The 18,361-nt window shown below is 50.4% G+C and carries 14 protein-coding genes; 8 read left to right on the forward strand and 6 right to left on the reverse strand.

Annotated elements, in window-relative coordinates:
* Positions 1-457 precede the first annotated feature (457 nt).
* From I2I11_RS17930 to I2I11_RS17960, 7 genes are all read left to right on the forward strand, one after another.
* The gene (locus tag I2I11_RS17930) at positions 458-2,296 is read left to right on the forward strand and encodes an ABC transporter ATP-binding protein (RefSeq protein ID WP_196269124.1); all 1,839 of its coding nucleotides are present in this window, start codon (positions 458-460) and stop codon (positions 2,294-2,296) included.
* A gap of 131 nt (positions 2,297-2,427) precedes the next feature.
* The gene (locus tag I2I11_RS17935; RefSeq protein WP_196269125.1) at positions 2,428-2,763 is read left to right on the forward strand and encodes a hypothetical protein; all 336 of its coding nucleotides are present in this window, start codon (positions 2,428-2,430) and stop codon (positions 2,761-2,763) included.
* 9 nt (positions 2,764-2,772) lie between these two features.
* Positions 2,773-3,345 carry a D-sedoheptulose 7-phosphate isomerase gene (gene lpcA, locus I2I11_RS17940; RefSeq protein WP_196269126.1) on the forward strand — a complete coding sequence of 191 codons (573 nt, stop codon included), beginning with the start codon at positions 2,773-2,775 and terminating at the stop codon, positions 3,343-3,345.
* Positions 3,346-3,647: 302 nt separating this feature from the next.
* The gene (locus tag I2I11_RS17945; RefSeq protein WP_196269127.1) at positions 3,648-4,313 is read left to right on the forward strand and encodes a hypothetical protein; all 666 of its coding nucleotides are present in this window, start codon (positions 3,648-3,650) and stop codon (positions 4,311-4,313) included.
* A gap of 144 nt (positions 4,314-4,457) precedes the next feature.
* Positions 4,458-5,996, forward strand: a complete 1,539-nt coding sequence (locus I2I11_RS17950; RefSeq protein WP_196269128.1) for a YifB family Mg chelatase-like AAA ATPase — start codon at positions 4,458-4,460, stop codon at positions 5,994-5,996.
* A gap of 473 nt (positions 5,997-6,469) precedes the next feature.
* Positions 6,470-7,147: a porin family protein gene (locus I2I11_RS17955; RefSeq protein WP_196269129.1), complete on the forward strand. Its 678-nt coding sequence runs from the start codon at positions 6,470-6,472 to the stop codon at positions 7,145-7,147.
* A gap of 170 nt (positions 7,148-7,317) precedes the next feature.
* On the forward strand, positions 7,318-7,971 hold the full coding sequence (locus tag I2I11_RS17960) for a porin family protein (RefSeq protein WP_196269130.1): 654 nt from the start codon (positions 7,318-7,320) through the stop codon (positions 7,969-7,971).
* Between the two features lie 87 nt (positions 7,972-8,058).
* On the opposite strand, the gene I2I11_RS17965 is transcribed toward I2I11_RS17960, so the two are convergent.
* From I2I11_RS17965 to tpiA, 6 genes are all read right to left on the reverse strand, one after another.
* Complete coding sequence (locus tag I2I11_RS17965; RefSeq protein WP_196269131.1) at positions 8,059-9,426, reverse strand: dipeptidase; 1,368 nt, start codon at positions 9,424-9,426, stop codon at positions 8,059-8,061.
* 113 nt (positions 9,427-9,539) lie between these two features.
* Complete coding sequence (gene plsY, locus I2I11_RS17970) at positions 9,540-10,184, reverse strand: glycerol-3-phosphate 1-O-acyltransferase PlsY (RefSeq protein ID WP_196269132.1); 645 nt, start codon at positions 10,182-10,184, stop codon at positions 9,540-9,542.
* Between the two features lie 147 nt (positions 10,185-10,331).
* Positions 10,332-15,131 (reverse strand): hypothetical protein, encoded by a 4,800-nt coding sequence (locus I2I11_RS17975; protein ID WP_196269133.1) that lies wholly within the window; start codon positions 15,129-15,131, stop codon positions 10,332-10,334.
* 562 nt (positions 15,132-15,693) lie between these two features.
* Positions 15,694-16,533 carry a 50S ribosomal protein L11 methyltransferase gene (gene prmA, locus I2I11_RS17980; RefSeq protein ID WP_196269134.1) on the reverse strand — a complete coding sequence of 280 codons (840 nt, stop codon included), beginning with the start codon at positions 16,531-16,533 and terminating at the stop codon, positions 15,694-15,696.
* A gap of 8 nt (positions 16,534-16,541) precedes the next feature.
* On the reverse strand, positions 16,542-16,913 hold the full coding sequence (locus I2I11_RS17985; RefSeq protein WP_196269135.1) for a 7(1) septoil knot domain-containing protein: 372 nt from the start codon (positions 16,911-16,913) through the stop codon (positions 16,542-16,544).
* A 96-nt stretch (positions 16,914-17,009) separates the two neighbouring features.
* Positions 17,010-17,771, reverse strand: coding sequence for a triose-phosphate isomerase (tpiA, locus tag I2I11_RS17990; RefSeq protein WP_196269136.1), 762 nt, complete (start codon positions 17,769-17,771; stop codon positions 17,010-17,012).
* A 199-nt stretch (positions 17,772-17,970) separates the two neighbouring features.
* Here tpiA and I2I11_RS17995 point away from each other — a divergent pair, with 199 nt between their 5' ends.
* Positions 17,971-18,324 carry an endonuclease domain-containing protein gene (locus I2I11_RS17995; protein WP_196269137.1) on the forward strand — a complete coding sequence of 118 codons (354 nt, stop codon included), beginning with the start codon at positions 17,971-17,973 and terminating at the stop codon, positions 18,322-18,324.
* The last annotated feature ends 37 nt before the right edge of the window (positions 18,325-18,361 follow it).

The following is an 18,361-nucleotide window of genomic DNA, read 5'->3' on the forward strand; positions in this document are numbered from 1 at the left end:
TGCCTTATACTTCAACTAAAGCACAAACAGCGACCATAGTAACGTTTAAAATCGAAGCTTTCGAAAGAACAGTAGCTATCGAAAGAATTCCAGTCCTTGGGTTGAGCGCCTTGGTGTGTTCCGGTGCCCGAAGGGCAGCGCTCCAGCGCAGGTTCACGCCGCCTCGCTCAACTCAAGGACGAGCCCCGCGGGCTTGGAGCGCACCAAAGCCAAAGATGAAACAAGAAGCTTATAAAGCCGTGGATGAACAGCAACTACAAAGCATAGCCTACAAACCCCCAACACACAACCACTACTTTTATACTTGGCATCCTTATAAAATAAGTACCTTTGCACCGGCATAGCGCCGGAAAACAGCCGGCGCTTAATTTATACTTAAACCGATAATCCTGAAAGCGGCAGCCAACCTGCCACTGCCGGCTTGCCCGTACACTGCTGCGGCAGGCAATATTTTACCATGAAAACTTACCTCCGCATACTTCAGTTTGCCAGACCTTACAGCCGGTTTGTGCCGATTTATACGCTTTATACCCTCCTGGGCATCATTTTCGGGTTGCTCAATTTCACGCTCATCATTCCGCTGCTGAACGTGCTGTTCGGGGAAGTGGGCGCACAGGAGGCCGTACAGATGGCAGCCACTAAGCCGGAATTCAGCTTCACCTTCGACTTTATCAAGCATTTTTTCAACTATTATTTCGGGCAGGTAATCTTGCAGCAAGGCAAACAGGGCGCTTTGTTGTTCGTGTGCATCATCATCATCGTGTCCGTATTGCTGGCCAACCTGTTCCGCTACCTGGCTTTCCGGGTGATTGGGGCGCTGCGGGCGCATGTGGTCCGCAACATGCGCCAGGCCATTTACAAACGCGTAACAGAACTGCAGCTGGGCTATTTTAACAACGAGCGCAAAGGCGATCTGATGACGCGCCTGACCGTGGACATACAGGAAGTGGAGAGTTCGGTGGTGAGTACGCTGACGGTGGTGGTGCGGGAACCCATTTCCATCATCGCTTTTTTCGCCATTCTGTTCTCGATGTCGGTAAAGCTGACGCTTTTTACGCTGATCCTGCTGCCTGTGTCCGGGGGCATTATTTCAGGTATTTCCAAGCAGCTGAAGCGTAAGGCCAAACAAGGACAGGATTCGCTCAGTTTTATTCTGACCATTATTGATGAGACTATCAGCGGCATGCGCGTGATAAAAGCCTTTAACGCCGAGCCGTTTATACTTAGCAAATTCCACGATCAGAACGACCGTTACGCCCGCATTCAGCGCTCCATTGCCAACAAACGCGATTTGGCTTCGCCGCTGTCGGAGGTGTTGGGTGTTGCAGTGGTGGCCGGACTGCTTTTTTATGGCGGCTCATTGGTGCTTAACCAGCAATCGGACCTCAAGCCGGCCGAGTTTATCACCTACATCATCCTGTTCTCGCAGGTGCTGGTGCCGGCTAAAGCCATGTCTTCGGCGTTCAGCAACATTCAGCGGGGGCTGGTGTCCGGCGATCGGGTGCTGCAGGTAATCGACACGCAACCGCAGATACAAAACAAGCCGGGTGCCAGGGTGCTGCCCAGCTTTGCGCATGAAATTGAGTTCCGGAACGTAGGCTTCGGCTATGGTAAAAAACCTGTGCTGCAGGACATCAACATCCACATCCCGAAAGGGAAAACAATAGCGCTGGTAGGCCCGTCGGGTGGTGGCAAATCCACGCTGGCCGATTTGATACCCCGCTTCTACGACCCGACCAGTGGCAGTATCCTGATGGATGGCCACGACATCCGCGACTATACCATGGAGTCGGTGCGGGATAAGATAGGGGTGGTAACGCAGGAATCCATCCTCTTCAACGACACGATTTTCAACAACATCGCCTTCAACAAAACCAATGCAACCGAGGAGGAGGTAATAGCAGCAGCTAAAATCGCCAATGCACACGAGTTTATCATGCAGGCCGAAAATGGTTATCAGACCGTTATCGGCGATCGTGGCGGAAAATTATCAGGGGGGCAGCGCCAGCGCCTGAGCATTGCGCGCGCCATACTTAAAAACCCGCCCATACTTATACTGGACGAGGCCACCTCGGCGCTGGATACAGAATCGGAGAAGCTGGTGCAGGAGGCGCTTACCAACCTGATGAAGAACCGTACCTCCATTGTAATCGCCCACCGGCTGAGCACCATACAGCACGCCGACGAAATTCTGGTGCTGCAGCAAGGACAGATTGTGGAGCGCGGCACACACGACGAATTATCACAAAACAGTGGTCTTTACGCCAGGTTAACGCAGCTGCAACTGGTTCCATAACAGATAAATAGTATAATTTTAGGTAAATTACTGCGCAATAGAATGAATTTAAGAATAATGTTTTTTAAAAGTGATATTATTTTTTAGCTTTATAACAGACACATTATTGTACTTAAACCTGTTATAGCCACATGAAAGCACTTAAAGCCGTTCTTGATGTAGTGGTATTAGCTTACATTGCGTTTACTATTTTACTGCTGACTTCCGTAATTGAGGTGGAGGCTATGTTTGAAGTTTCTGCCGGAGCCGAGGTCCTTGACATTTATAAAATGCTGGTAGCAGCAGGCGCCGGCCTTATGCTGGTTAAGCTGCTGGTAACAAACCTGTACATTGCCGACATTAGCCGGGCGCTGTATCTGGCACAACTAAAAATTAACAACCTGAAAGCCGACCTGTACGAAAAGCGGCAGGCCTTCAGGAGCAACAGCTACAAACAGGCCCACGTCGAAGAGACAGAGGCCGCATAAAAATTTCTGATGAACCAAACCATACTGGCAGAGCTGACACAGGCGCAGCAAGTGCTCCATGCCTTTCTCTCTGACAGCAACAACATTGCCGCCATTGAACGGGCAGCCGGAATAATGGCCGCATCGGTGAAGGCCGGTGGCAAAATACTGAGCTGCGGCAATGGCGGCTCCATGTGCGATGCCATGCACTTTGCCGAAGAACTGACCGGCCGTTACCGCAACGACCGCAAAGCTATTCCGGCTATTGCTATCTCGGATGTGAGCCACATGAGCTGCGTGAGCAACGACTATGGCTACGATTTTGTGTTTTCGCGCTATCTGGAGGCATTAGGCAACCAGGGGGATGTGCTGCTGGCCATCAGCACCAGTGGCAACTCCGGCAACGTAATTAAAGCAGCCGAAACAGCCAAAGCCAAAGGGATGAAAGTTATCGGCCTTACAGGCAAGGATGGCGGCAAACTGGCCCCGCTCTGCGACGTGGAGGTACGGGTGCCGCACACAGGCTACGCCGACCGCATACAGGAAATCCACATCAAGGTCATTCACATCTTTATACTTCTAATCGAACAGCAACTGCTGTAGTACTTTCCCCAGGCACTCACAGGCCTGAAAGACATCGTGAGGCCGGTTAGGCAACAAGTATAGAAAGTATATATTTGCCTCAGATGCCAGTATTAACCGGTGCCGCCAAAGCCGGAAACCTCAAAAAGTATAAACCCAGGCAGCCAGCTTATACTTCTTATACTACTGCTGTCCATTAAAACCGGAAGATTGCAGCAAGATTATCTATCCTCTCCCACTCTGCATAATTCATTTTGCGAGAAGTACGTATACAGGCGTTGCCGGCTTTTACGATCCAGCGCTCCTTTATACTTTGCAGCACTATGAAACACACATTATACTTTATACTTGCCCTCAGCCTGTTCGCCTGCCAGTCCCATGACAGCAATCAAACAGAAATCAGCACAGCCTCCCCAGGCACAGATACGATGACGGATACGGCCACGACAGCTGAACCTGCAAAACCCGTCGTACCTGATTCAGCTTACCTGATTGTGCCCGGCCAGCGTGTTGGCCAGGTAGAACTGGGTATGCCGGCAGCGGTAGTTAACAATATCCTGGGCAAAGCCGACAGCGGAGACGCCGCAATGGGCAAAGCTCTTTCTTTCTGGGTAAGCAAGACCGGCAACGGGCCGCGCGAGTATGTGGCCGTATATACCGTCAACGATTTTGATGGCAGCGGCGACGGGCCTAAAGTAGATCAGGTGCAGGTTACATCTCCGCAGTTTAAAACCATAGATGGTACCGGCACCGGCGATGCACTGTCTCAAATTCGGAAACAGTTTAGCCATCTCAGGCCACTAGCTTATTATACTAACCAGAAAAACCAGCAGGTATACATTTACGATGACCAGCCACAAGGCATTGCTTTTGAGATAACCGTAGCCGACAGCCTTTGCACTGCCATCACGGTGCACCGGCAGGGCACCGATGTAACCGACACCTATCTGCCCGTGCACCCAGACATGACACGGCTGGAGCATCAGTAAGCCGCGCTGTCACTTGATATCCGGTTTTGAAGTATGACACCGGCTTTTATATTTTTGTAAATACAATCGGAATCAATTGTACATAACCGTTGTTCCGGCTCCATATTAATTGATTTAAAAACTTATACTTCCTAAAGCGAAAGCATGCTCATCAAGACATTTGGCAGCGCCGTGCAGGGCGTAAACGCTTATACAATTACGGTTGAGGTCAGCGTATCGGCTGGCACCAGGTATTTTCTGGTTGGCCTTCCGGACAACGCCGTAAAGGAAGGCGAGCAACGCATTGAATCAGCCCTGAAACATTATGGTTACAAAATGCCGCGCCAGAAAGTAGTCATTAATATGGCGCCCGCCGACATCCGCAAAGAAGGCTCTGCTTACGACCTGACCATTGCCATGGGCATACTGGCAGCTTCGGGCCAGATGCAGGCCGACAAAGTGGCGGAGTACATGATCATGGGCGAATTGTCGCTGGATGGATCACTTCGTCCGCTGAAGGGTGTGTTGCCCATTGCCATACAGGCCCGCAAAGAAGGCTTTAAAGGATTTATACTTCCCGCACAAAATGCGCAGGAGGCAGCCATCGTCAACAACCTGGATGTAATTGGCGTGCAGAACATACAGGAAGCTATTGAGTTTCTGGACGGGCAGCGCACCATTGAACCCCTCGTAATCGATACCCGCGATATCTTCCTGAGCACCGTAGACCAGTATGCCGCTGACTTCTCGGATGTGCAGGGCCAGGAAAACATTAAACGCGCCCTGGAAATCGCCGCAGCAGGTGGTCACAACGTGATTATGATCGGTCCGCCGGGTGCTGGCAAAACCATGCTGGCCAAGCGTTTGCCATCTATACTGCCGCCGCTCTCGATGCACGAGGCGCTGGAAACAACTAAAATTCATTCGGTGGCCGGTAAGTTAGGGCAGGCATCGTCTTTGCTTACCACGCGCCCCTACCGGGCACCGCATCATACTATCTCGGATGTGGCTTTGGTGGGTGGCGGCGGCAATCCGCAACCCGGCGAAATATCGCTGTCGCACAACGGCGTTTTGTTTCTGGATGAATTGCCCGAGTTTAAGCGCACCGTGCTGGAGGTAATGCGCCAGCCGCTGGAAGAGCGCCGCGTCACTATTTCCCGCGCCAAAACGTCCATCGATTTCCCTGCAAATTTTATGCTCGTGGCCAGCATGAACCCGTGCCCCTGCGGCTATTATAATCATCCGGAGAAAGAATGTGTATGCGGCCCCGGCGTAGTGCAGCGCTACCTGAACAAGGTAAGCGGTCCGCTACTCGATCGCATCGACCTGCATGTGGAAGTTACGCCCGTTACATTTGATGAAATGACGGCGACCCGGAAAGCCGAAGACAGCAGCGCAGTGCGTGAGCGGGTAGTACGCGCCCGCGCATTGCAAACAGAACGTTTTAAAGTATACCCCGATATCCACTCCAATGCCATGATGCCCTCGCAAATGGTGAAGGAGATATGCCAGATAAATGATGCCGGCAGAGCGCTGCTGAAAACAGCAATGGAGCGCCTGGGACTATCGGCCCGCGCTTACGACCGCATTCTGAAGGTAAGCCGCACCATTGCCGATCTGGCCGGAAGCGACGACATCAAAATCGAACACTTAGCAGAAGCCATTCAGTACCGCAGCCTGGACAGGGAAGGCTGGGCAGGTTAAAGGAAAAGCGCACCTTCCACGGTTTTGTAGCACAGCATTGTCAACGTACCTGTTTGGCACCAGGCCGTTATACTCTATTTTGCAGTGATTTGTGTCTAATTCAATGCAAAATATTTTGACCAAATATTGCATATACCGCCTGCTGGCAGCATTTCCGGCCCATCTAATCAAATCTTACCGGCAACTTATAATCCTATAAACGTATAACCCTGTAGCAATAACGCAGCGCCCTATACTTTGGCTAAATAAATATTATGATGCTCTATATAGTTTATTAATATGTTTTGGCCTGCTTATTGCTAAGCTCTCATCTGTAACGGCAATGCATCGGCTAAAGGCTTTCCACTGAAACACCGGATGCTACGGATTAGCCGCTTACATCATTACAGTTGTTATACATACAAACACAAAAACTATTTTAAAACCTGTATGCTGGCTGCAGAACAGCCGTATGCAACAACTTGAAAAAAATTATGAAAAAGTTATTATTTGCATTTTCTTTCGTACTGGCTTCCATCACGGCTGCGCAGGCACAATCTGGTTTTGGTATAAGAGCGGGCGCCAACCTCTCTAACGTTTCAGGTGATCTTCGCGATGAAGACCGTTTTGAGAACAAGTTTGGTTTCCATGCCGGTATCACGTATAACCTGGCTATAGTTGAAGACTTTTTCTCCATCCAGCCGGAGTTGCTGTATTCACAAAAAGGCTTCAAGAACAACGAAGACGAATTTCACTCTGACCTGCTGAATATTGATGTTCGTCGCGAGGGTACCGTGAACTACAACTATTTAGATTTGCCTGTACTGGCGAAAATTAAAGCAGGCCCGCTTTACTTTGAGGCCGGCCCACAAGCATCTTACCTGCTTGGCGTAAACAACAAAACCAAGACCTATAGCGACGGCGAGCTGCAGGATTCTGACAACGACCCGCAAAGTGTAGACGGCTTAAAAAGATTTGAACTGGGTTATGCCGCAGGTATTGGCCTGGCCAGCAACAATGGCATCAGCATTGGCCTGCGCTACAACGGCAGCTTTTCTGACTTCGTAGATCAGGACGTTGACTATGGAGAATTCGGAGAAGACCTAACCGGTGCCCGTAACTCCGTAATTATGCTGACTGTTGGCTTCACTATTCCATCAGGCGGATACTAACAGCCTTCCTGTAATCATACTTAGCAATTCTTTAGCAAAAAAGCCAGCTTCGCCTTCGGGTGAAGCTGGCTTTTTTTATTGCCTTTAAAGTATGCGGGCATGGTCCTGCTAACCAAATAGCAGTTGTAGCAGTAAAACCAAATATTAATTGCTGTTTTACCTGCTATACTATGAAAAAGCTGATTCTACTTCTGTTTCTTATACTTGTGCCGCTGCTGGCTGTGCAGGCACAATACCTGCGCTTCGGAGGAAAGGCAGGCGGCGGCTTCTCAAAGGCGGCAGGCGATGGTTCTGATCAGATGCAGCACTTGGCAGGAATGCAGGCCGGCCTGCTTTTAAGTTACGAGTTTGTGTCGCGGCTGGCCGTGCAGGCAGAGCTGAACTATAATCAAAAAGGCTTTACCTACAGTGAGTATGCGGCAGATGCAAGCAGCGACGAATACCTTAGCGGCGATATGCGGCTGCATTACCTCGAACTTCCGCTGCTGTTGAAAATACAAAAAGGCGGCCTGTTTGCCGAAGCCGGACCTTACGTAGGGTATCTTCTGAACAAAGACAGCGATGTACACCGCTTCAGCAGCAGCGGCATTGTGCCTGAACCCGTTGACCTGGGGCCGGAGCCGGTTTCTATTAATGATTTTAACCGCTGGGACTATGGCTATGCCGCCGGGATAGGTCTTATTATGGACAACGGCTTTTTTTTGAGCATCCGCAACACCGGCGGATTCCGATCTTTTTCCAAAGCGCTTGATCAGAAAAACCAGGTATGGCAGATATCTGTGGGATTTCTGATGCCGCCACCCCGCCCGGCCAGCCTCATGTGAGCAGCTCTATACCCTGAACATAGCAAAAGACCCGGTGATTGATACACCGGGCCTTTTGCTATATTTATACTTTATACTTGCGATGACTTATGACTTTCTGCTCATCTCAGCATAATGCTTATAAAACAGCGGAATGGTTTCTATGCCTTTCATAAAATTGAATATCCCGAAATGCTCATTTGGCGAGTGGATAGCATCCGAATCAAGGCCAAAGCCCATCAGCACTGAATCCAGCCCCAGTTCTGATTTAAACATAGCCACAATCGGAATAGAGCCACCGCTGCGCACCGGAACCGGTTTCACGCCAAACGTGTCTTCGTATGCTTTGGCGGCTGCCTGGTAAGCAACCGAATCTGTAGGCGTAACCACAGGCTCACCGCCATGGTGCGGCCTTACTACTACTTTTACACTGGCAGGTGCTATACTTTCGAAGTGCTTCTTAAACTTCTCCGTTATTTCTTCGGAGGATTGGTGGGGCACCAGGCGCATCGATATTTTGGCAAAGGCCTGCGCAGGAATTACGGTTTTAGCCCCCTCGCCGGTATAGCCGCCCCAGATGCCGTTCACGTCCAGCGTCGGGCGGATAGCGTTGCGCTCCATGGTTACATAACCTGCCTCGCCGTGTACATCCGTTAAATCGAGCGCCTTCTTATACTTGTCCAGGTCAAACGGCGCCCGTGCCATTTCAGCGCGCTCCTCCTGGCTTAATTCTTCCACATTGTCGTAAAAGCCGGGAATGGTAATGCGGTTGTTTTCGTCGTGCAGCGAGGCTATCATCTTGCACAAAATGTTGATAGGGTTTGCCACCGCTCCGCCGTACAGGCCGGAATGCAGGTCTCGGTTTGGCCCGGTTACCTCCACCTCCACGTAGCTCAGGCCGCGCAAACCGGTGGTGATGGAAGGCGTATCGTTGGCCAGCATGCCCGTATCCGAAATCAGGATTACGTCGCCCTGCAGCTTCTCTTTGTTTTCCTTTATAAATGTTCCCAGATTTACCGAGCCGACTTCCTCCTCTCCCTCAATCATAAACTTCACGTTGCAGGCCAGTGTGTTGGTGCGCATCATGGTTTCGAAGGCCTTTATATGCATGTACATCTGCCCTTTGTCGTCGCAGGCACCGCGGGCGTATATGTTACCGTCTTTGATGACTGGCTCAAACGGAGGCGAATTCCATAGCTCATAAGGGTCGGCGGGCTGCACATCGTAGTGGCCGTATACCAGCACGGTTGGCAGGTTCTTGTCTATTATTTTCTCGCCATACACCACCGGGTTGCCTGCCGTTTCTACCAGTTCCACATTGTTGGCACCGGCTTCTGTCAGTTTCTGCTGCACAAACTCAGCGGTGCGCAGTACGTCAGCCTTAAACTTAGCATCAGCGCTGACAGACGGAATACGGAGCATCTCGAGCAGTTCATTTACAAAGCGGTCCTTGTTTTCGGAGATATAATCGTTCATGGGTTTCTCTTTTCGTTCGAAATAAATTTACAAAAAAGCCATCCCCGTAATGCTGGATGGCTTTCTATGATACTGTTATGTTTGATGAGGCAAATTATACTTGCGACTTATACTTACCTTCTGCGCCCCAAATGAATGTTGGCTTTACTTTCTTCGCCCTGCAACAGGCGGTTGATATTTTTGCGATGTGTAAGTACCACCACCGCGAAAATAACAAACCCGAATATTATCAGGATAGGATTATCAGGGTGGAAGCGCGGCAGCAGCAGCAGAATCGGGAAAGCCAGCGCCGCCACCATTGAGCCCAGCGATACATACTTAGAGGTGAAGAGCACCACCATAAAAACAATGATACACATCAGCGCTACCAGCGGCTGTATGGCCAGCATCATGCCCAGCAAAGTAGCCACACCTTTGCCGCCTTTAAAGCGCTCATATACCGGAAAAATGTGCCCCAGCACGGCCAACGCACCAAATATCAACTGATACACCACCAACTGATCAGCAGGCACGGCGTTAAAGATAATCAGGAAGCCCGCCAGCGAAGTGGCAGTCCATCCTTTGAAAATATCAATTAGCATGACGGCTGCGCCCGGCTTTTTGCCCAGCACCCGGAACGTGTTGGTGGCCCCGGAATTGCCGCTGCCGTGCTGCCGGATGTCGATGCCGTAATAGGCTTTGCCCACCCAAACGCCCGTACAGATAGAGCCAATCAAATAAGCGGCTACACCAAGTATAGCTATCAAGAGTATATTCATAAATAAGGTCTTTTTCAGGCCTGTGCGTCGCCAAAACTTTCTTTGGCGACGCACAGGTACTATAAGCGTGTGGCAGGAAACTCAAATATAAATAAATCCTGCTTCAAACGCCAAAAAGGCGATCTTCTAAATGTATATACGCATTGCTTAGGGGTTCTGGTTATTTATGCCCACCGCAGAGGCAGCCCCAAGCGGATCAATTTTGTCCTTCTTCCTTTTCTTCTTTCCAACTTGATCAGGCTGCTCTTCCATATAATCAAAATTGCCGGCTCCATCCTTTATCACCGGCTGCCCGATTGCTACATTAAGAGCATCTTTGCCTTGCAGATAAGTAGTGCTGAAGTGATCGACAAACTGATTCTTCTCCATCGGCTCACCGGCATAAAATCCGTAGTTGCTGCTGGCGCCACGGCTGCCTTTAGATTTGGAGCGGATGGCGTTATTTAATTTCTCGTCGGATGAAGTAATTGTGAGGGCGTTTTCCAGGAAGCTAAAGTAATACCAGGTATAGGAGTCGGCCTGCAGGTACAGGTTCACCACCGGCTCGCCGTTCTTGTCCTGGCGCATCTCCAGGTAGCCATCCATTTCTGTGCTGATATCATCCTTCAGGATGCTGGCCAGTTTTATTTTGCCGGTGCTGTACCAGGCATTCTGTTCGTTAGACCAGCGCAGGTTTACCTGGCTCAGCACCAGGCTGCGCACCAGCTTTTTAGAGAGCTTGGGCAGCGGCACATATTCCGTAGCTGCGCGTTCCACATACCTGCGTACTTCACCGTCGCCTATAAATTCGGCCAGTTTGTAGCGCATGGCCTCACTAATGTCCGATGCTCCACCGGTAACCGCCCCGTTGCCCCGCAGGTTCCCGGCCATGGCAGTAAGCGCCTGGTCCGGCATCTCCAGATCAAAAGCCAGAAAAGCATCAAGCTTGTAGCGGGCGCTGTCAACGTTGGCATCGCCGCTGCCGGCTGCCGCTACATTAAAGTTCTTCATCGGCTGCAGCAGGTTAAGCCGGCCCTCAAACTGCACCGTATTTGATGTTTCGTTGTAGCGCAGCACATTGCCCTGGTAAGAGTCGGCGTAAGCACGATCCGCACGGCCAATCTTAAATTCGCTTTTCTCCTTGTTGTAAGACAGCAACCCATCCACAGCAAAAAGATCCAGGTCTTCTTCGTCCTGCTTCTTCGAGGCAAAAGTGTTGTATAGCTTAGCAGAACGCTTTGATACGTGCAGGCCGGTGTGCAGCGGTGTGCCATCCGCGGCTTTTGGTTTGATGATCGGGATGCGCACGTTGTCCGGGTTTAGCGTGTCTTTTTTGTATGGAAACCAGTCAGCATCGGCGGGGTTGCCCGTAAAGTTCAGCTTCAGCTCGCCATCAAAACTGAGATACTGCTGGGGCGCGTGCATCGCAATTTTGCCGCGGTACAAAATGCGCGGAAAGATGTAAAACGGATTCCCCTCCTCGGCCTGGGCAGTGGCGGAAGTATAAACCGCCCTCTTTTTCTCCTGCGGATTGCCATACATAAAACGGGAAAAAGTGAGTTTAAACGAATCAGCCGCTGCGTTTTTGTAATCTGCTACGGCATCTCCCTTAAAAGCCTTCCGCGAAAGCACGTCAATATTGCCGGCGTACAGTTTGTGGTATTGCAGTGCCGAGTCGGCCAGTACTTTGGCGTTGCGCAGCGTCTGTATGGTAGCATCGGCAGCCACAGCCACTTTGCCGCTATCCGGCACCAGGTATACATCGGCCACAGCAATGTAGGGCACGCCGCCTGCCAGCAGGGTGTTCATCTTTAAATCATACTCACCGCTGGCGGCCATAAACTGCAGTGAGTCCTGCTGCGGATGCAGGGAGTAAAACCAGTTCTTGGCGCCGTTTTCATCGGCCTGCAGGCTTACTTTCTGCTTGTTCATATCCCAGCGGGCGCTGCTCATCGAAGTTTTATACTGTGCCTTCGGGAATTCTATACTGGCTACTCCTTTCTGCTCGCTGGCAAAATCCACAAAGCCTTCGTTCAGGTCATATGCAAAAGCCATGTCCTGCGCCTTGACGGCAGGCTTGCCCGCCACATCCGATTTGGCAATTATGGTGGCATGGTTGCCGCTGAGGCCCCGCTGCTTAAAAAGTAGCTGCGCCGCCGTTACGTTTGCCACCGGGTTATCTACCACACCGCTGCCATACAGGCCGCCCGGCGACAGCTTGGCCACACCCCTGAAATCAAACCCTTCTTTGTAGATTTTCATCGGCTCACCGGTTGTCTGCACATACATGCTATCGGCCTGCGGCAGCCAGTTCATCGCAAAGCCGGTTAACGAAGCCACCGGAAAAGCCGTGCCGGCCAGCGTTCCTTCAGCTATACTTACCGAAGTACCCGCATTGGTGGTAACAGCATTTTTGTAGTAAGTATAGGATGGCGCCTGCAGCGTAGCCGTCAGGTACGTAAGTTTGCCCTTGCTCTGGATGCCTGCGGAGCTCATCATTATGGTATCGTAAACCATTCCCTTGCCGCCATAAGCGGGCAGCCCTTTGGCCGGAGGCTGGTGATAAAAGCCCAGTGTTTCGTCCGGCATCAGCTGTAGTTTGGCTTCAATGGGCGGGAAAATGCCTCCTGAGTTAAACGTACCGTCAAAAGCCAGCGCACCTTTGCCTGAACTCAGCGAGTCGATCTTAAACGGCGGCATATCGAAGTATACGGTGCTGTCGTAGGCGCCGCCCGCCACATCTGGGCGGCTAAACGCCACCTGCGCACCCGATACTGCATCAAACTTTGGATAATCAAGCAGCTGTTTGCGTCCTGATTTATTGTCTGGTTTGTTGATGTACAGCTTGCCCGACATGCTGCTGCCTTTACCTGTCAGCACCTGGTCGGTAGCTTTGCCCCCCCTGCCCCCGCGATGCGACACCAGGGCCACGGTATCCAGTTTAGCCAGGTCGATAGAAAATTCATCATAACTAAACTTAAATGCCGTACCCTTGAAAGCCAGCCGGCTGGCATATACTTCTCCATCAAATACAAGGTCACGGTTTTTCAGGAGGTGAATTTCGCGACGGCGCGGAAGTATATATACGCTGGCCGTGTCGTTATTAAAAGTAATTTTGTCCACACCGCGTACTGTCAGTTCGTTGTTGTCGAGGTTTAAGGTTGCGTTGCGACCGGAGGGCACCACCGATTTAATGACCAGGTGATCGTAGTCGGTCAGGTCGCGGGCAGCGCCTACATAGTGCCAGGCTTTGGATTTGAGCTGTATGTAGCCGCCTGCGGGATCATAGTTCAGGTAACCGTCGCGGGAAAGGGTGGCTGCCGCTTCTTTAATGGCGGCTTCCTTGATGTTGGTGGTACGGGCCACATCTGCTGCATAAAATTCGTTGCGCTTCGCCTTGGCTGCGTAGCCTATCAGCACCTGTAGCGGATGAAAAGTAGCCACGCCCACCAGTTGCTGAAAACGGTTATTAGAGAAATACTCCGTAGACTCCAGCTGCACCGGAATCAGCGTCTTGGTATTCAGGATGGAGAAATCTACTTCCGGATTATTCAGATTCCAGTGCAGGCGCTCCGCTTTGATTTCCAGCTTGTGATACGTATCAAAAAAGGGAGTGCGGGCATAAACTCCGTCGTCTTTGGTGAGCGTCAGGTCCTGCTGCGACCTGGAGAAGCGCAGTTGCATGGCCGGGTGCGTCAGGGAATCTTTCTGCTGGTAAATGGCCACCGAAGCGCGGTTAGCAAGTATGAGCGAATCGGTGATAGTATAGTCGCGGGCAACTGCGCGAAACTTGTGCCGCCCGCCCTGCGACACCAGCAATTCTGACAGGCTGCCATCCAGCGGTTTGCTGCCCATGATATTGCCCACCAGCGAGAAGCCACCCCTGTAAGCTATATTATCAGCCAGGGGTTTAAACTTTGCATCGTTGGTAAAAGAGAAAAACTTAGGATAAGGATATGCCCCTGCCTTGCGCTTGCTGCTTATCCATTCCAGGGCTCCGTCTACGGGAGCAGTAAGCACAGCCGGATACGTAATGGTAACATCCGGCGCCTTAAAACCGGCGAAAGAAGTATTAAAATTATACTTGCGCAGCTCGGCAACAGCCGTTTCTCCATGTGCCTGCCAGGCAAAAGTACCGCCTTCCCCAACAAACAGGTTGCCAGTCAGCATCAGTTGTCCGCCTGTCCGGGCAATAGCGGCAGAATCCCAAGGCGTAACGAAGGTAAGGGTAACATTCTCGAATTTAAGCACAGGCCCTGTTACCTCTGGCTGTAGCGGCAGAAACTGCTTCTTTATACTTTCTTTGCGTGCTTTCTCTGTCTTCTGCTTATCTTCTTTTTGGGGAGCGGCGCTGATGGTGCCCCAGCCATCTTCTTCTGCGGACTGTTCCGGTGCCACGGCTGCCTCCTCAGAAACATTGTCCCAGCCATCCTGGCCTTCACTTTGCTCATCTCCGGCCTTGCTGGCGCCTTTGTAGGCAAAGCTGAAGCTGCCGCCTGTACCGCGTAAGCTATAGTAAGAGTTTTGAAATACGCGGTTGGTGCTCAGGTACAGGCTGGCGGCGCTCAGGAAACGCTCCATATTTTTGATGTCTTCCTGTTTTACGGCTTTGGCTGTTACGTCCAGCATATCGTCCAGAGCGCTGCCGCGCAGGTGCTGGTTGTTTATACCGGATGCCACCATCGTAAAAAACTGCGCAAAGTGCGGGTTGGTGCGCAGGCGCTTTCGGTACATGTCCTGGGCAATGTCAATCACCTGCTTCTGTTGTTTGGCTGTGATGTTTTCGCTGTTCCAGGCCGTTTCCAGGCTGGCGGATAGCTGTTCGGCCTGCTCCGCCCTGCCTGCCAGCAACATTGCTTTTACATCCGCCAGAAAATCTGCAGGCTTGTCCGACAATCTTACCTGGCTTTGGGCCTGTGCCGTTGCAATCGTTAAAAAAAAGAATAAAGGTAAAAGTTTAAGCCGCATAGCATTGGATAAAATGTTCACAAATCTTAGGGAATCAGGCATCACACCTTCGGGATGTACAATCTTAACTATTAAATAAATCGCTCTAATATAATAATATGGCAAGTTATAAATTATTACATCAATTTATCAGAAACACAGCATTTATTTTTTAACTTGCTACTAATCAATGAAATGCTTAACAAATATTAGAATACCCGATTGAATAGTTTATACTACTAAGTAAATCACACCCATTACATAGTACAAAAACAAAAATAATATTGGAAGTGTTATATTCCAACACTCCAGGCATGGCATTGCCTTAGGGTTCAATACAGGTTGTGGTTTACAGAATTGATGCTATCTGCTGCTAATTTACCCTGGCCTCTGCGGGGAGCAGGGCTGATGTATGATTCCGGTTCTTCCATTGCGCGCCCGGAGGTGCGCGATTAGAGTGAATTTATTAATGCGGATTTGATAGCAAGGTTGATTTAGTGGGCATGAAAGCGGGACGGCACTGCTTTCAAAGAGGAGCCGGAGATAGCTTATACTTAAATGGTATTCACAAATTGCTATCCGGTTATTTAGCCTCTTCGGCCTTAAATACCGCCGACACCCAGTTATGCTTTTCGCGATGGGAAATAAAATCCAGCCCCAGGGTGGCTGCCCGCTCCCGGATTATGGGTAAATCTTCGGTGTAAAAGCCGCTCAGCAAAAGCCATCCTGCAGGCTTCAGCACTGCTGTATATGCAGGCATGTCGTCCAGCAACACGTTGCGGTTGATGTTGGCCAGTATAATATCGAAAGACGCTTCGCCTGAAATGGTTTCAGCACCGCCCAGGCGCACGTCTATACTTGCGTAATTGTTCAACTCAGCGTTCTCGCGGGCATTTTCCACGGTCCAGTCCTCAATCTCCACCGCTACGATTTCTGAAGCTCCCAGTTCACCGGCCATAATCGCCAGGATGCCGGTGCCGCAGCCCATGTCCAGCACGCGCTTGTCCTGGTGGTCCAGCGTGAGCTGGTTTTCTATCATGAGCGTGGTGGTTTCGTGGTGACCTGTGCCGAACGACATTTTGGGGTTGATGACGATATCATACTTTGCATGCGCCGGCTTCTCATGAAACGAAGCCCGCACCGATACCTGATCGCCGATAAAGAGCGGCTCAAAGTTGCGCTCCCACTCCTCGTTCCAGTTCTGCCGCTCAATTCTTTGCACGGTGTAGGCCACCTGCACAAAATCATCGTAGCGGTTCAGGGTTTCGTCCAGCGCCGGCTGGTTATACTTGTCCTGGGTAATGTAGGCGCTGAATCCGTCTGCCGTCTCTACAAAAGCATCATAACCCAACTCACCCAGCTCGGCTGTAAGTATATCTGCGAAATCCGGGTTTACGTGTAAAGTTACTTCTATAAAGTCCATGGCAGTAATTATTCGCGGCAGGTAGCAAAGGAGCGCACATCGGTATAATGCACGGTAAAATCTGCCAGGTTCCGGTTATCGGTTACGTATAAAATGTGGTCGGCAAAAGCTTTGCTGGGCGTAAGATACCAGACGGCGGTAGCATCGGCAAAAAGCTTGTTGTTTTCGCGGTACACAATCATGTTAGCAAAAGCCTCGTCCTCATTCAGGAAAACAGTAAACGAAGCGTCTCTTTTATACTTGGGATCCCGCTCCAGGTACACCGAACCATAGATGTTGCAATAATCTTTGGCCACTGTGGTTTTGGCCGGCGCAGTTACCGGTACAGGTGAGGTATAAAGCGGCATGAGAGCCAGCCAGAGCGTGAATAACAATTGCATAGGTATAAATTTAATCAAAGATAACAATATGCCTAACAAAAAAGGCTCCCGAAAATTTCATCGGAAGCCTTTTTTATACTTGTATCTTAATTATTTCTAGAATGATTTGATGATATCGGTAAAGTCTCTGGATTTGAGCGAGGCGCCGCCTATCAGGCCGCCGTCTACATCTGGCTGCGCAAACAGCTCTTTGGCATTGCCGGGGTTGCAGCTTCCGCCATACAAAATGCTGGTGTTGTAGGCTGCCTCCGCATCAAACAGCCGCGACAGTTGCTCCCGGATATAAGCGTGCATTTCCTGTGCTTGCTGGCTGCTGGCGGTGCGGCCGGTACCAATAGCCCAGATTGGTTCGTAGGCTATTACCACCTTGTCAAACTCCTCGTTGCTCAGGTATGAAAGGCTGTCGTGCAGTTGCTGGCCTACGTAGTCGAAGTGGCGATCCGCATCGCGCTCCTCTAGGGGCTCCCCGCAGCAAAAAATTGGCTTTAAACCTTGCGCTATACTTGCTTTCAGTTTCTGATACAAGGTCTGCGCATCTTCGTGGTGGTACATGCGGCGCTCACTGTGCCCGATAATCACGTATTCCGTTCCTATTGATTGCAGCATACGCGCTGACACTTCGCCGGTATAAGCACCACTTTCGTGCTCGCTTACGTTCTGGGCAGCCAGGTGCAGTTTATCATTGCCCTGCGTTAGTTTGCCCACACTTTGCAGGTATGGAAAAGGCGGCGCAATAACGACAGTCACCTCGCCGGTTACCTCGTCTTTCACCATGTTATCGATCTCCGATACCAGCGTGAGCGCCTCCTCGTAAGTTTTGTTCATTTTCCAGTTACCTGCAACGATCTTCTTTCTCATGTTTTATACTTTGATTGGTGATGGTTATACTTGCTTTGGCAGCTATACAGCTGTACGGCAAGTTAGTAAATTCTGGTTTAGCGCGTTTTAGTATTTAACTTTTTACAGTCCCAGTCCAACCACCCCTAACCCCTCCTTGTCTAAGGAGGGGAATTTATAGTTTGCCACTGTTGTATGGGTGTAGCAAACATTCGTGAAGATGACACTACACAACAGGAGATATCTGAAGGAAAATCGCAAAGAATTAAGAAATTACTCAACTCCGGCTGAAGGAGAACTATGGAAGTATTTGAAAGCAGGACAGCTACACGGGCGTAAGTTCAGGAGGCAGCACAGCATTGGCAATTATATTTTAGACTTCTACTGCCCTTCTGAGAAACTGGCGATAGAATTAGATGGCCATGTTCACTTGCATTCTGCCGCAGCCGAAGCTGATATGAAACGAGATAATATACTTAATGAGCTAGGTGTAAAGGTGCTACGTTTTGAGAACAAAGACATATTTCAAAACCTCGATGCGGTGCTACAGGAAATTTCAGAAAATTTCAAATAGACAGTAAAATTCCCCTCCTTAGAAAAGGAGGGGTTAG

The sequence above is a fragment of the Pontibacter rufus genome (genome assembly GCF_015694705.1).
Lineage (GTDB): Bacteria > Bacteroidota > Bacteroidia > Cytophagales > Hymenobacteraceae > Pontibacter > Pontibacter rufus.